General features: G+C 70.5%; 16 protein-coding genes. 6 read left to right on the top strand and 10 right to left on the bottom strand.

From position 1 onward, the window contains the following. Positions 1-2: 2 nt before the first annotated feature. The 4 genes from OHA37_RS32220 to OHA37_RS32205 all read right to left on the bottom strand — a co-directional run bounded on the left by OHA37_RS32220 (position 3) and on the right by OHA37_RS32205 (position 3,538). A complete protein-coding gene (locus OHA37_RS32220) occupies positions 3-458 on the bottom strand; it encodes a nuclear transport factor 2 family protein (RefSeq protein ID WP_266910467.1) in 456 nt (151 codons plus the stop codon). Positions 459-478: 20 nt separating this feature from the next. After that, the gene (locus OHA37_RS32215; RefSeq protein WP_266910465.1) at positions 479-910 is read right to left on the bottom strand and encodes a nuclear transport factor 2 family protein; all 432 of its coding nucleotides are present in this window, start codon (positions 908-910) and stop codon (positions 479-481) included. Positions 911-1,021: 111 nt separating this feature from the next. Continuing rightward, on the bottom strand, positions 1,022-2,677 hold the full coding sequence (locus OHA37_RS32210; RefSeq protein ID WP_266910463.1) for a thiamine pyrophosphate-binding protein: 1,656 nt from the start codon (positions 2,675-2,677) through the stop codon (positions 1,022-1,024). Positions 2,678-2,713: 36 nt separating this feature from the next. After that, the gene (locus tag OHA37_RS32205; protein ID WP_266910461.1) at positions 2,714-3,538 is read right to left on the bottom strand and encodes a type 1 glutamine amidotransferase domain-containing protein; all 825 of its coding nucleotides are present in this window, start codon (positions 3,536-3,538) and stop codon (positions 2,714-2,716) included. A 287-nt stretch (positions 3,539-3,825) separates the two neighbouring features. On the opposite strand from OHA37_RS32205, the gene OHA37_RS32200 reads away from it, so the two are divergent. From OHA37_RS32200 to OHA37_RS32180, 5 genes are all read left to right on the top strand, one after another. Further along, positions 3,826-4,098 (top strand): UBP-type zinc finger domain-containing protein, encoded by a 273-nt coding sequence (locus OHA37_RS32200; RefSeq protein ID WP_266910459.1) that lies wholly within the window; start codon positions 3,826-3,828, stop codon positions 4,096-4,098. Beyond that, positions 4,095-5,891: an FAD-dependent oxidoreductase gene (locus OHA37_RS32195; protein ID WP_266910457.1), complete on the top strand. Its 1,797-nt coding sequence runs from the start codon at positions 4,095-4,097 to the stop codon at positions 5,889-5,891. The genes OHA37_RS32200 and OHA37_RS32195 overlap by 4 nt, the downstream gene beginning before the upstream one ends. Before the next feature lie 60 nt (positions 5,892-5,951). Next, on the top strand, positions 5,952-6,449 hold the full coding sequence (locus tag OHA37_RS32190) for a hypothetical protein (RefSeq protein WP_266910455.1): 498 nt from the start codon (positions 5,952-5,954) through the stop codon (positions 6,447-6,449). 91 nt (positions 6,450-6,540) lie between these two features. Next, entirely contained in the window at positions 6,541-6,870 is a 330-nt protein-coding gene (locus tag OHA37_RS32185; RefSeq protein ID WP_323182379.1) for a putative quinol monooxygenase, read from the top strand. Further along, positions 6,867-7,358 carry a group II truncated hemoglobin gene (locus OHA37_RS32180; protein ID WP_323182378.1) on the top strand — a complete coding sequence of 164 codons (492 nt, stop codon included), beginning with the start codon at positions 6,867-6,869 and terminating at the stop codon, positions 7,356-7,358. The genes OHA37_RS32185 and OHA37_RS32180 overlap by 4 nt, the downstream gene beginning before the upstream one ends. A 140-nt stretch (positions 7,359-7,498) precedes the next feature. Here OHA37_RS32180 and OHA37_RS32175 read toward each other — a convergent pair whose 3' ends face one another. The 5 genes from OHA37_RS32175 to rpe form a co-directional block, all read right to left on the bottom strand. Next, positions 7,499-7,948, bottom strand: a complete 450-nt coding sequence (locus OHA37_RS32175) for a barstar family protein (RefSeq protein WP_266910453.1) — start codon at positions 7,946-7,948, stop codon at positions 7,499-7,501. Continuing rightward, positions 7,945-8,430 carry a ribonuclease domain-containing protein gene (locus tag OHA37_RS32170; protein ID WP_266910451.1) on the bottom strand — a complete coding sequence of 162 codons (486 nt, stop codon included), beginning with the start codon at positions 8,428-8,430 and terminating at the stop codon, positions 7,945-7,947. The genes OHA37_RS32175 and OHA37_RS32170 overlap by 4 nt, the downstream gene beginning before the upstream one ends. Positions 8,431-8,479: 49 nt before the next feature. Further along, complete coding sequence (locus OHA37_RS32165) at positions 8,480-8,704, bottom strand: hypothetical protein (protein WP_112452447.1); 225 nt, start codon at positions 8,702-8,704, stop codon at positions 8,480-8,482. Between the two features lie 136 nt (positions 8,705-8,840). Next, positions 8,841-9,854 (bottom strand): sugar-binding transcriptional regulator, encoded by a 1,014-nt coding sequence (locus tag OHA37_RS32160; protein WP_243334549.1) that lies wholly within the window; start codon positions 9,852-9,854, stop codon positions 8,841-8,843. Between the two features lie 138 nt (positions 9,855-9,992). Then, positions 9,993-10,679, bottom strand: coding sequence for a ribulose-phosphate 3-epimerase (gene rpe / locus OHA37_RS32155; protein WP_266910447.1), 687 nt, complete (start codon positions 10,677-10,679; stop codon positions 9,993-9,995). Positions 10,680-11,364: 685 nt separating this feature from the next. Here rpe and OHA37_RS32150 point away from each other — a divergent pair. Beyond that, the gene (locus OHA37_RS32150; protein ID WP_266910445.1) at positions 11,365-12,072 is read left to right on the top strand and encodes a bleomycin resistance protein; all 708 of its coding nucleotides are present in this window, start codon (positions 11,365-11,367) and stop codon (positions 12,070-12,072) included. Between the two features lie 528 nt (positions 12,073-12,600). Here OHA37_RS32150 and OHA37_RS32145 read toward each other — a convergent pair. Next, positions 12,601-14,055, bottom strand: a complete 1,455-nt coding sequence (locus tag OHA37_RS32145; protein ID WP_266910443.1) for an RsmB/NOP family class I SAM-dependent RNA methyltransferase — start codon at positions 14,053-14,055, stop codon at positions 12,601-12,603. Between the last annotated feature and the right edge of the window lies 1 nt (position 14,056).

Raw genomic sequence — 14,056 nt, 5'->3', positions numbered from 1 at the left:
CCCTACTGGTCCCTGCGGGTTCCGTCCGGCGCGAAGGGCGCCCAGAACTGGCTGAAGGCCGTGGCCGTGTCGCCGAAGAGACCGTCGTGGCCCTCGACGATCCGCCCGTCGCGCCAGCGCATGAAGTGGAAGACCGGGTAGTCCATCCGCTCGTACGGGGAGCGGCTCGACTCGTCGGCGCCGCCGCGCACGGCGACGTTGCGGCAGACGTCCGCGCTGCAGTCCTCGCCGACGAGGACCGCTTCGATGTCCATGCGGAAGGTGCCGCCCGTGAGCTTGTGGGTCTGTCCCATCAGCTCCAGGAAGGCGTCCAGGCTCTCGTACCAGCCGGCGAGCGGGTGGTTGCCGGGGACCTGCCAGCGCAGGTCCTCCGCGTAGTACTCCAGGATCCTGGCCCGGTCGCCGGAGCCGAGGGCGCGGTACGCCGCCTCGACCCGCTCCCGTGTCACTTCGGTCATCGTCGCTTCTCCTTCGGCGCTCAGAGGGAGGCGGAACCGGGCATGGGCTCCAGTTCGTTGACGGTGTACTGGCGGATCAGCGGCCCGTCGGGCCCGGCGACCACGGTCCAGGTCTGGTCGGCGTCGAAGCCCAGCCACACGCTGCGGGCGGCCGGCGGGTCCCAGATCTTGGCCTGCCAGTTGACGAGGACCCGGACGATCGCCCGGTCGCCCTCGATGACGGGCTCCACCTTCGTCACCGTGTGCACCTCGTCGAAGAAGCGGTTCGTGACCGCCTCGTACCAGCGGCCGAAGCCCTGGTGGCCCACGAAGGTGTCCTCCGGGACCTTGAACTCCAGGTCCTCGGTGATCAGGGCCAGCACCTGGTCCGGCTGGACGTGCTGGTCCAGGGCCACGTACCACTTCTCGGCGAAGGCGCGGATCGCGTCCTCGGTCAGCCGCTCGGCTGGCATGCGGTCTCCTCCTGTCTGTCCGTGCTCTGCGTACGGTCCGGGCGGGCGTGGTGCGTCCGATCCGTTTGTCGGGCGTGCGATCCCGGTCGGGCGTCAGATCCCGGTCGGGCGTCAGATCTGTACGTCGACCAGGAACGGCCCGGGGTGGGCGAGCATCCGGCCCACGGCGGCGATCGCCTCGTCGGGCTTCTCCACCCGCATCCCGCCCGCCCCGAGCGACCGGGCCAGGGCGGCGAAGTCGATCTCGGGGTGCGAGAGGTCGAAGGAGCCCGGGAAGCCGTGCTCCGGGATCTCCCGCTCCCGCCAGTACTGGGCGATGTTGTCGTCCAGCAGCCGGTACTTGCGGTTGTTGCAGACGACGAACTTGGCCTCGATGCCGTGCCGGGCCGCGGTCCACAGCGCCTGGTAGGTGTACATCGAGCCGCCGTCGCCGGCGAAGCCGACGACGAGCCGCTCCGGCCGCGCCAGCTTGACGCCGACCGCGCCCGGGAAGCCCACGCCCAGCGATCCGCCCCGGGTGAGGTGGTAGTCGCCCGGCCGCTCCGGCGGCAGGTACCGGGTGACCAGCGGGGAGGTGGTCAGCGCCTCGTCGAAGACGATCAGGTCCCCGCCGGTGCGCTCGGCCAGGGTCCGCAGGAAGACCGCCATCGGCGAACCGTCCGCCTCCTTGGCCTCCCGCTCGGCCCGGTCCGCCCGCACCCGCTCCCGGGTCCGCGCGTCCAGCCGCCCGGCCGCCGCCGACCGCTGCGCGGGGGTGAGCAGGTGTTCCAGTACGCCGGCCAGTGCGCGCAGCGCCTGCCGGGGATCAGCGGCGAGCCCGAGGTCCACCGGGTGGTTCTTGGCGATCTCGTAGGCGTTCAGGTCGATGTGCACGACCCTCGCGCGGGCCCGGAAGGGGCTCTCCAGCTCCGGGAACACCTCGGGGAAGACGTAGGTGCCGACGATCAGCACCCCGTCCGCGTTCCCGATCAGCTCCTTGCTGTGCGGGCCGAACATGTGGCCCGTCTGACCGCGGCGCAGCGGGTGCGAGGCCGCGATGTTCACCTCGGAGGAGTCGACCTCGTAGACGTCGGCACCGAGCAGCTCGGCGACGGCGACGAGTTCGCGCTGCGCCCCGGAGAGCGAGACCCCGTCCCCGACGAGGACGACCGGCCGCTCGGCGGAAGCAAGCAGCTCGGCCGCCCGCCCCACCGAGGCGGCGGAAGGGGCCACGTCCGTGAAGGGCACCGTGGCGGGCAGGACGAGCTCGGAGTTGAGCTCGTCCAGCACGTCCATCGGCAGCGCCACGAACACCGGGCCGCGCGGCGGGGTCAGGGCGATCTTCACCGCCCGGCGGATGGTGCGCAGCACGGAGTGCCGGTCGGTGACCCGGGTCGCGTACTTGGTCACCGGCTTCGCCATCGCCACCAGGTCGGACGCCATCTGCGCGTCCATGGCGTCGTAGCGGACCCCGGCGTCGCCGGCGACCACGACGAGCGGGGTGTGGCCGCGCAGCGACTGGTAGAGCATGCCGATGCCGTTGCCCAGACCCACCCCGGAGTGGAGCTGGAGCAGCGCCGCCCCGCCGGTGGCCCGGGCGTAGCCGTCGGCGATGCCGGCGGCCACGGTCTCCTGGAGGGCGAGGACGTAGTGGAAGTCCTCCGCCGCGTCGACCGCGTCGAGGAATCCCTGTTCCACCGTCCCCGGATTTCCGAACATGACGTTCAGGCCGTCGGCCTTGAACTGGTCGATCAGCCTTTCCCGTCCGGGAGTGGCTCCAGAACTCATCGAACTCTCCCTCCTTTTCGTACCGCCGTACCGGAATTACCAGCCGTACCGGGTGAGGCCGTTCTCCAGGACTTCCACGATCTTCTGCCCCGTCAGATACGAGTCGGGGGTCGAACGACCGGTCACGAAGGGGAAGTCGACGATCACCGAAAGGGGGTGGCCGAAATTCCCGTGGTACGCGCCGCGCGGCCCGGTCGCATCGCGCAGGATGTATTCCAGCGGGTACGGCGGCGGCCCCATGTTGAAATCGGTACCGAGGAATCCGGTGCCGTCCTTGTAGTCGTACTCCTTGCAGTGGCCGGTCACGTGCTTGCCCCAGATGATGCTGCGGCGGTCGCCCCAGTCCCGGGCGAAGGCCAGGCAAGCGACGCCGTAGCACTCGGCCGCGACGACCTTGCCGGCGTTCTTGAAGGCGAGGATCAGGGCGTGCACGCGCTCGTTGTTGGCGAGGTCCGCGATCGGACCGCTGCCGCCCACGATGAGCACCGCGTCGAAACCGGCGATGTCGGCCTGGAGCTTGTCCAGATCGCGGTGGTACTGCTCCAGCTTGGGCAGATAGGCCGAGTCGCTCGTGTACGGGCGCTCGGGGGCCCACGCTTCGATGTCGAGGGGGGAGTCGAGCCGGCTCGACTGCTCGAACTCCCGGCCCAGCCGGGCGTTCTCCTCGGTGGTGACCGAGCGCCCCAGCGGAGGATCGATGTACTTCGCGTCGAGGCTCGGCGGGAGAGCGTGGGCACGCTTTCCGGTCGGCGTGGCGAATACGACTTCATAGCCCTGCTCGTCGAACTGCGATACGGGGCCGATCAGTTCCTCGGCCCAGTAACCGTGTTCGGAGACAATGACCAGAATCTTTCTGCTCACGGATTCCTCCAGGCGCCGCCTGTTGTCGTTGGCGTCCCCCACACTGGGCGCGCCGGGGGTTCCCGTCAAAGCGCTGGTGTGCGACTTCGTGAGGTAGTCGGCCAGGTCATGGGGGCACCTCAGGAAGTCGTCCGGCGATGTCATGAAGTAGCTTCCGGACTACCTGACTTCGTCCGAATCCCTGAACCATCACCAGGCCCCCGCCTTATGGTCTGGACGCGCCGGAATCATGGGCGCGCTGCAATCACGGGCGCGAAGCGCGGATGCGCGAGAGAGGGACGGGGACGATGACGATGGACCTGTTGTGCACCCACATCGAGTCGATACGTCCGGTGAAACCCGGAACCGAGGGCTGCGAGGAGTGCCTCGTCTCCGGTGACGCCTGGGTGCACCTGCGGATGTGCCTGAGCTGCGGGCACGTCGGCTGCTGCGACTCCTCGAAGAACCGTCACGCCACCAGGCACTACGGGACCACCGCGCACCCCATCGCGGCCTCCCACGAGCCCGGCGAGGACTGGGCCTGGTGCTACGCCGACAAGCTGATGCTGGACCCGGCATGAGCGCGGCCCCGGAGAGCGCCGCGGCCGCGGGCCCCACCCCCGCGGACAGCACGTCCACGGGCGGCACGTCCACGAGCACCGCGCCCACGAGCACCCCCGCCGCCACCGCGGAAGCCGCGGCGCGCGCGGAGAACCGCAAGCCCGTCATCCTGGCCGTGGACGACGACCCGCAGGTGCTGCGCGCCGTCCGCCGCGACCTGCGCAGCGCGTACGGCGACCGCTACCGGGTGCTCGGCGCCTCCTCGGCGGCCGACGCCCTCAAGATCCTGGACTCCCTCGACGAGCGCGGCCACGACCCGGCGCTCTTCCTCGTCGACCAGCGGATGCCCGACGTCACCGGGGTCGAGTTCCTGCTGGAGGCCGTCAGCCGGTTCCCCGATGCCCGCCGCGTGCTCCTCACCGCGTACGCCGAGACGGACGCGGCGATCACCGCCATCAACCGGGTCCGCCTGGACTACTACCTGCTCAAGCCCTGGGACCCGCCGCACGAGCGGCTCTTCCCGGTCCTGGACGACCTGCTGTCCGACTGGCTCGCCACCTACCGCCCGGCGTACGACGGGATCATCGTCGCGGGTCACCTGGTCTCCCCCGGCACCCACGCCGTCCGGGACTTCTTCACCCGCAACGGCCAGCCCTTCCGCTTCCTCAACGTCGAGCGGGACCCCGAGGCGCTGACCGTGATCGCCGCCGCCCAGCCCGATGCCGCGCTGCCCCTGGTCCGCTTCCCCGACGGGTCGGTGCTCTCCGCGCCGACGGACACGCAACTCGCCCAGCGGCTGGGGCTGGCCACCACCGCCTCGCGTCCGCACTACGAGTGCGTCATCGTCGGCGCGGGCCCGGCGGGCCTCGCGGCCGGCGTCTACTCGGCCTCCGAGGGCCTGTCCACGCTCATGGTGGACTCCCGCGCCCCGGGCGGCCAGGCCGGCACCTCCAGCCTGATCGAGAACTACCTCGGCTTCCCCTCGGGCCTCTCCGGCGGCGACCTGACCCGCCGCGCCACCATCCAGGCCTCCCGCTTCGGAGCCGAGATCCTGCACCCCGTGGAGGTGACCTCCCTGACCCGTGACGACCCGGCGAAGATCCTGACCCTGGCGGACGGTACGGAGATCAGCGCCGAGACGGTGCTCCTGGCGACCGGGGTCTCGTACAACCGCCTGGACGCCCCCGGCGCCGACCGCTTCGAGGGCGCCGGGCTCTACTACGGCGCGGCGACCACCGAGAGCTCGGCGTGCATCTCGCAGCACGTGTTCATCGTGGGCGGGGCCAACTCGGCCGGCCAGGCGGCGGTGCACTTCGCCAAGTACGCCGCCCGGGTCACCATCCTGGTCCGCGCGGCCTCGCTCGACGACAGCATGTCCCGCTACCTCATCGACGAGATCGAGCGCACCCCCAACATCGAGGTGCGGGTCCGCACGACGGTCGTCAGCCTGCACGGCGAGGACCACCTCGAACGCCTGACGCTCCACGACTCCGAGACCGGCGAGGACAAGGAGATCCCGGCCCGCTTCATGTTCACCTTCATCGGCGCCCGCCCGCACACGGGGTGGCTGGCCGGAGTGGTCGAGCGGGACGAGTACGGCTTCGTCCTCACCGGCTCGGACCTGATCGCCAACGGCGGCGAACTCCCGGCGGAGTGGAGCCTGGAGCGCGCCCCGTACCCGCTGGAGACCAGCGTCCCCGGGGTCTTCGCGGCCGGGGACGTACGGGCCCACTCGGTCAAACGCGTCGCCTCGGGCGTGGGCGAGGGAGCCATGGCGGTCTCACTGATCCACCGCTACCGCTCGATGGGCTGAGAGCGAACACGGGCCCGGTCCCCTTGCGATCAAGAGAGCACCGGACGCACCGTTGATTACATGATTACAACCGAGCAGAACGAACAGCTCCGCACCTGGTTCGCCGAGCGGCTGCCGGTGGACGTCTACACCTCGATCCTCTCGGTCACGGTCGACCGGGAGGAGATCACCGTCGTCGGCGCGATCCCCGAGACCGAATCGGTCGCCGCCTTCCGCGAGCGCACCCGGGAGCAGCGCGTCGAGGTCGCCCGGGACGCGGAGGAGCTCTACCGCCGCAAGGTGTCCTGGGCCGCCCGGTCGGGCGAGGAGCTGACCCTCTTCACCCACCTCTCGGTCCCCGTCATGACCCGCCTGCGCCAGCCCGAGCGCCAGGTCCTCGACACCCTGGTCGCGGGCGGCGTCGCCCGCAGCCGCGCCGACGCCCTGGCCTGGTGCGTCCGCCTGGTCGGACGCAACACCGACACCTGGCTGACGGACCTGCGCGAGTCCCTGGACCGGGTCCAGCAGGTCCGCGCGGAGGGCCCGGACCTCGCCGACTCCCAGAAGTCCGGGTCATAACGGCGAAAGATCCCCCGGCGCCCGCAAGATCGCGCAAGCCTGACACGGACCACCGGCGATCAACGCCCGACCCCAGGGAGAGGCCCGCACCATGACCACCACCGTCGAATACATCCGCTACCGGATCGCATTGGACGATCAGCCGGCTTTCGAAGACGCGTACGTCAGGGCCTCCGAGGCCCTCGCCGCCTCGCCGGAGTGCATCGACTACGAACTCGCCCGCTGCGAGGAAGAGCCCGAGCGCTACATCCTGCGCATCCGCTGGACCTCGATCGACGCCCACCTGAACGGCTTCCGCAAGGGCGAGCACTTCCCCGCGTTCTTCACCGCGATCCGCCCGTACGTCACGGCCATCGAGGAAATGCAGCACTACCTCGTCACAAAGGTGGCCGGCCCCGGAAAGGCCTCCACCCAGTCATGAGCACCACACCCGACACCCCACCCGCCACCACTCCCACCATCTACGCATGGATGGGCGGCGCAGAGGCGATGAACCGCCTCACGGACGTCTTCTACGCCCGAGCCCTGCAGGACGAGATCCTGGCCCCGGTCTTCGCGGGCATGGACTCGGAGCACCCCCAGCACGTAGCGGTCTGGCTGGCGGAGGTCTTCGGCGGCCCGAAGGAGTACACCGCCTCCCACGGCGGCCACCAGCACATGGCCACCAAGCACCTGGGCCGCGGCATCACCGAACAGCAGCGGCGCCGCTGGGTGGACCTCCTGACGGACACCGCGGACGAGGTGGGCCTTCCCACGGACCCGGAGTTCCGCGCGGTCTTCGCGTACTACATCGAATGGGGCACCCGCATGGCCCTGATCTACTCGGGCGCCAACCCACCCCCGGTGGACGCGGCCGACATCCCGGTCTGGTCCTGGGGCCAAACCCCGCCCTGGATCCCGAAGTCCTGACTCCAGGAATCCCGACCCGGCGGAGTCCCTGGGCTCCGCCGGGCCTATCCGGTCCCGCGGATCCATCCCGGCCCTGCACGCTCATCCCAGCCCCGCCGGGACAGATCCAGCCCCGCCGCAGCTTGAGGCGCGGAGCAAATTCAGCCCCGCCGGCGCTTGAGGCGCGGGGTCCGGGGCGGAGCCCCGGCAGCCGGCCCCGGGCCGGAGTCGGCGAGCAGCACCGTCAACACCGGCCCGCCGCCCTCGCCCCCGCCGTCCCCCTGGGCATCCGCCCGCCAGAAATCGACGGCCTCCTCCAGGATCTCCCGCAACGTCTCCCAGTCCCCGGGCCTCGCATCCGCGTACCCCCGCCAGGAGGTCACCACCACGAGCCGCCCCGGCGCAGCCGGCAACCACGAAAGATCCCGCAGCGCATCGGCCAGCGCGTCCCAGTTGGCCCCGAAGTACTCGGGAACCCCCAGCGCGCCCCCACAGCGCCGCATCAGCTCCGCCTTGCTCCGTACGCCGTCCAGATCCAGCCGTACGGTCGCCCAGCCGGCGGCCTCGGCCGCTTCGAGCGCGGGGGCCACGGGCCGCGGGTCCAAGGTCATCGGAGAACCGCCTTGAAGGTGTCGTAGTGGTCGTCCGTGTAGAAGAACTCCCCGCCCCCACCGGTCACGATCCGCCGGGCCCCACGGTCCCGCTCACCGGGCGTCTTCACGGTGAACTCGTGGTAGTAGCCGCGCTTCTTCTGCGGCAGGACCTTCTCGAAATTACCGAAAACGGTCCCGTCCTGCCGGTACTGGTACGGCCCGCCCTTGTCGATCAGCACCAGCACGTCCCGGGCCTGCTGCGGCAATGCCGAAGCCCGTACCGTCGCCATCCCCTTCGCCCATCCGGGCGTCGGCACAGCGGAACTCGCCGCCCCGCTCGGGGCAACGTCAACGCCGGAGCCGGCACTCGCACTCGTACTGGTGGCGGCGGTAGGCGCGGGTTTCTTCCCGCTGCAACCCACCGCACCGACCAGCGCCGCGCAGAGGAACACGGCCCCCAGCACACGCAGCAACGATCGGGGCACGTTCCGAAAGATCATGCACCGATCGTGCCAAATATCCGATTCGCCCGCGAATCGCGCCGTGGATTCAGAGGGCGGCCATCTTGGTGTACGGACTCAGGATGCGCTTGCGGACCTCAGGCCCGAATTCAACGAGGACAGCGATCCCCTCCTCAACGGCGACGACACGGCCGAGGCCGTGCTCATCGTGAGTAACCCGGTCGCCGACGCTGAAGTGCCTGAGCGGCGCTTCCACGGGGGCCTTGAACGGGCTGGACGGCAGGTGGCGGCGAGGTACTGCGGACTTTGTCATTGCACCCAGTATGCGCCCAGCAGGCCGTCCAACGGTCCGCCGTTCGGATCTCAATTACGGCACCATCCGCATCGGCGAACCTCACGCGCCCGCGTTTGACCGGCATTCGTCCGGACAATCGGACCAATCCGAACAATCACTCGTCGGGGTCGGCCCGCTCCAGCGCCGGCCGCAAACCGGGCTCCGATTCGGTCAGCAGGTAGTCCGCGACAGCGGTGTCGGTGACGAGACTGGTGACCAGCCCCGAGCGCAGAACCGCACCGATCGCGGACGCCTTGCGCAGCCCGCCGGCGATGGCGACGACCTCGGGGATCCGGCGCAGCCGGTCCGCCTCCACGGTGATGCACCGCTCGCCGAGGTCCCGCCCGACCCGACGCCCCTCGGCGTCGAAGAGATGGGCCGACATCTCCGCGGCCACGCCCAGCGAGGCGTAGTGCGCCCGCTCCTCGTCGCTCAGCATGTCGTGGACGGTCGAGATGCCCGGCTCCCAGGACCCGATGGAGACGGCGGCGACCGTCACCTTGTCGAAGTACTCGAAGGCCCGCGCGATCCCCGTCTGGTTGCGCAGGGCTGCCGCGGTGGCCGGATCGGGCAGCAGCATCGGCGCGTAGATCGGGTGGGCGTCTCCGCCCGACACCTGCGCGGCCCTGCGCACGGCCTCCACGGACCCGCGCTCGGCCGTACCGGCGTCGTACACGCCCGTCAGCTGGACGACGGTGCAGGGGGGCAGCCTGTGCAGGGAGGCGGCCATGTGGATGGTGGACCGCCCCCACGCGAGGCCGAGCACATCCCCCTCGTTGACGAGCTCACCCAGCAGATCGGCGGCTACGGCACCCAGGTTCTCCGGGTCCGGCGCGTCCTCGGTGGCATCGGCGGGGGACTCGACGACCACGGCGTGCCGCAGCCCGTACCGGGCGCGCAGCGCGTCGGACCGCTCCGCGTCCAGTTCGGCCGGTACGCGGATCTCGATGCGCACGAGGTCGCGCTCCAGGGCGGTCTCCAGGACCCGGGCCACCTTGAAGCGGCTCACGCCGAACTCCTCGGCGATCTGGATCTTGGACTTCCCCTCCAGGTAGAAGCGGCGCGCCATGGCCGCCGCCTGCACCAGCTCCGCGGGTCCCATCCGCAGGGCTGACCGTCCCGCCGACATTGCAGACACCGCGTTCTCCTCACTGCTGTTCACACTCTCGTGTTCACACTCTCGACTCGCCGTTCATCCTGTCAGATACGACGGCCGTTGATCAGCCTGGACAGCTCCCGTTCACCGAGCTGTTCACCAAGCCTTGTTTCAGTGGTCGCAAGCCCAGGGCGCGGCGGCGATCGCCGCACCCGCCTGGTCACGCAGCGTGCGTACGGCTGCCGCCGGATCGACCGCACCGTAGACCGCGCTGCCCGCGACGAACACGTCCGCGCCGGCCTCGGCGCACCGCTCGATGGTCGTGGCGGAGACGCCCCCGTCGACCTGGAGCCACAGCTCCAGACCGTGCTTGGAGATCAGCTCCCGGGTGCGGCGGATCTTGGGCAGCATGATGTCGAGGAAGGGCTGGCCGCCGAAGCCGGGCTCCACGGTCATGATCAACAGCATGTCGAGCTCGGGAAGGATGTCCTCGTACTGCTCGATGGGCGTCGCGGGCTTCAGCGCCATGGACGCCCGCGCCCCCTTGGCCCGGATCTCCCGCGCGAGCCGCACGGGCGCAGCGGCGGCCTCGGCGTGGAAGGTCACGGAGCCCGCGCCGGCCTCGATGTACTGGGGGGCCCACCGGTCGGGGTCCTCGATCATGAGGTGCAGATCGAGCGGGATGTCCGTGGCCCGGCTGAGCGACTCCACGATCGGCACGCCGAGGGTGAGGTTCGGGACGAAGTGGTTGTCCATGACGTCGACATGCAGCCAGTCGGCCCCCTGAACGGCCTTCGCCTCCTCGGCGAGCCGGGCGAAGTCGGCGGACAAGATGCTGGGATTGATCTGAACGGCCATGCCCCAAGCGTGCCATGCCGCCAACGCCTTCCGGCCACTACCCCGGAAGTGGGGGGTGGGGGGGTGCGGGTTGGTGGCCTGGGCTGCGGGTGGGCCGGTGGCTGCGTGGGGTTCCGGGGGGCGTCCCGGCAGTCCAGTGTCCTTTCGGTGTGGGCCGGTCCCTCAAGGGCGCTCCCTGCGGTCGCGTCGCTACGCGATGGCCTTCGGCCACCCTTGACCGACCGACCCACACCGAAACGCCACAAGACTTCCGGGATCCCCCCGGGGAACGGCCGGGGGGGAGGAGTGGGGAGGAGCGGCCTCGTCTGAGATGCGCAGCCCCCTTCGGCCAAAGGGCATCCGGATAGGGCTCCGGCAGGACCGTGACCTCAGCCGGTACGGACGCGCGGGGCGGTCAGAGCATCCAGGGCCGGGCGTCTGGACACCCTTCCCGTGACCGTCGACCGCCACCCAGAGCGAGAGGTGGATGAGGAGGGCCTCAGGGCCGGTGGGCGCGACAGATCGCTACGTACTCTCGCTCGGCTAAGCGACTAACGACCGGCCGTGGCTGGACATAAGCCGCACGCGACCGGTTCCCCTCCCACTCGGCTTAGCGACCGCAGGCCGTCCATGGGCACCAGAGAGGCGAGGAGGTGGTAGCTAATCAAGTTTGACTAGTAGAGGTGGATGGTTCTACGGTCGGAGAATGAGCGAGAAACTGGCTGCGATTCTCCCCTGCAGGTCCATCCCTGAGACGGTCGACTTCTACAAGGCCATAGGTTTCGAGGTCACGTTCCAACAAGAGCGTCCGTACGCCTATGCCGTCGTGCAGCACGGTGATGTCGAGTTGCAGTTCGCGGCGCTGAAGGGCTTCGAGCCGGCCGAGTCGTACGGCGCGTGCTACATCACGACCGACGACGTCGACGGTCTGTACGCGAAGTTCCGTAAGGGACTGAAGCAAGAACTCGGCAGGATCCCGACCCGTGGCCTCCCCCGGATCGGTCCGCTGAAGGACACCACCTACGGGGTGCGGCAGTTCATCATGGCCGACCCGGGCGGCAACAGTATTCGCATCGGCCAACCGATCAGCGAAGACCTCCACCACTCACCGGTTCCGAAGGAACCGGTGGCCAAGGCCCTCCACATGGCCTCACTCCTCGGCGATTCCAAAGAGGACTACGCAGCCGCCGCCAAGATCCTCGACCGCCTCCTCTCCTCCGACGTCCCTCCCCCGTCGCGAGTCAAGGCCCTGATCCTCCGCGCCGCCATGGCCGTCCACCTGGACGACACCCCCCTGGCCGCCCGCCTACTGTCCGAGGCCGACCAGATCCCTCTGCAGGCCCCCGACCGCACCTCCCTGGCCGACGATCTCCTCCGCGCCGAAGATCTCCGCAACGACCTCCCCGGCAGCTGACAGAAGCACCCAGAACCACCTCTCCAGATCAGCCACAGACGGTCGTTAGTCGCTAAGCCGAGCGAGAGTACGTAGCGATCTGTCGCGCCCACCGACTCTGAGGGGCCCGTGGTCCACCTTGCGCTCGGGGTGGCGGTCGACGGTCACGGGAAGGGTGTCCAGACGCCCGGCCCTGGATGCTCCGATCGCCCCGCGCGTCCGTACCGGCTGAGCTCACGGTCCTGCCGGATCCGTGCACAGGTGCCCACCAACCAAAGCGGGCTGCGCAACTCAGACCAGGCCGCCCCTCGGTCACTTCCCCCCGGCCGTTCCCCGGGGGGATCCCGGAAGTCTTGTGGCGTTTCGGTGTGGGTCGGTCGGTCAAGGGTGGCCGAAGGCCATCGCGTAGCGACGCGACCGCAGGGAGCGCCCTTGAGGGACCGGCCCACACTGAAAGGACACTGGACTGCCGGGACGCCCCCCGGAACCCCACGCAGCCAAGGACCCACCCGCAGCCCAGGCCACCAACCCCCAGCCCAGCCCCCTCCCCTACCCAGTCCTCCGAATCAGCGCCAAATACATGGCGTCCGTCCCGTGCAAGTGCGGCCACAGCTGCACATCCGGGCCGTCGCCCAGCGCCGGGACTCCCTGCATGTACGGGCGTGCGTCGATCAGTTCCGCCGCGATCGGGGCCGCACCCGCGCCCCGGCCCTTCAGTACGTCCTCCACGACCACCCGGGTCTCCGCCAGGTGCGGCGAGCACGTCGCGTAGCCCACGATGCCGCCCACCCGGACGGCCGACAGCGCCTCGCGCAGCAGCCCGCGCTGGAGCGGCGCGAAGCTCTCCAGGTCCTCCGGCCGGCGGCGCCAGCGCGCCTCCGGGCGGCGGCGCAGGGCGCCGAGGCCGGAGCAGGGCACGTCCATCAGGACGCGGTCGAAGGAACCCGGCAGCCACGGCGGGCGCGTTCCGTCGGCCGTGATCACCTGGTACGGGCCGGGGTTGCCGGCGAGCGCCCGCTCGACCAGCCGGGCCCGGTGGGGCTGCTTCTCGGAGGCCAGCAGGAACGCTCCGCGCTGGGCGGCGAGCGCCGCGAGCAGCGCCGCCTTGCCGCCCGGGCCCGCGCAGCCGTCCAGCCAGCGCTCGTCGCGGCCCTCGACCGGGGCTGCCGCCAGGGCCATCGCCACCAGCTGGCTGCCTTCGTCCTGGACACCGGCGCGGCCGTCGCGCACCGCCTCCAGCGCGCCCGGTTCGCCGCCCTCGGCCATCCTGACCGCGTACGGGGACCAGCGTCCGGGCAGCGCCGAGTCCTCGCCCACCGCCTCCAGCAGCTCCTCGGGCGTGGACCGCCCGGGGCGCGCCACCAGCGTGACCTCGGGCCGCTCGTTGTCGGCCTCCAGCAGGTCCTCGATCCCGGCGCGGCCGCCGCCCAGCGAGTCCCACAGGGCGCTGACGACCCACCTGGGGTGCGAGTGGAAGACCGCGAGGTGCTCCTCCGCGTCGTCCTCGTACGGCGGGGCGACCTTCTCCAGCCACCCCTCCAGGTCGTGGGCGGAGATCTTCCGCAGCACCGCGTTGACGAACTTCGCCCGCCCGTCCCCGAGCACGACCCGGGCCAGCTCCACGCTCGCGGACACCGCCGCATGGGTGGGGATCCGGGTCCCGAGCAGCTGGTGCGCGCCGAGCGAGAGCACGTCGAGCACCGGCGGGTCGACCTCGCGCAGCGGCCGGTCGATGCAGGCCTTGATGACCGCGTCGTACGTGCCCTGGCGGCGCAGGGTCCCGTACACGAGCTCGGTGGCCAGCGCCGCGTCCCGCGCCTGGAAGGTCTCGTCCTTGCGTGCCTTCTTCAGCAGCGGCGGCAGCACGAGGTTCGCGTAGGCGTCGCGCTCGTCCACCGCCCGCAGCACCTCGAAGGCCAGCATCCGGACGGGGTCCTTCTTGGGCCTGCGGTACGGCTTGGCCGTCTTGCCGGGCTTGCCGCCGCTCTTGGGCTGTTCGCTCACG

The sequence above is a fragment of the Streptomyces sp. NBC_00335 genome, from assembly GCF_036127095.1.
Lineage (GTDB): Bacteria > Actinomycetota > Actinomycetes > Streptomycetales > Streptomycetaceae > Streptomyces.
The sequence above is the reverse complement of the archived record's forward strand: the minus strand, read 5'-3'. Positions and strand labels throughout refer to the sequence as shown.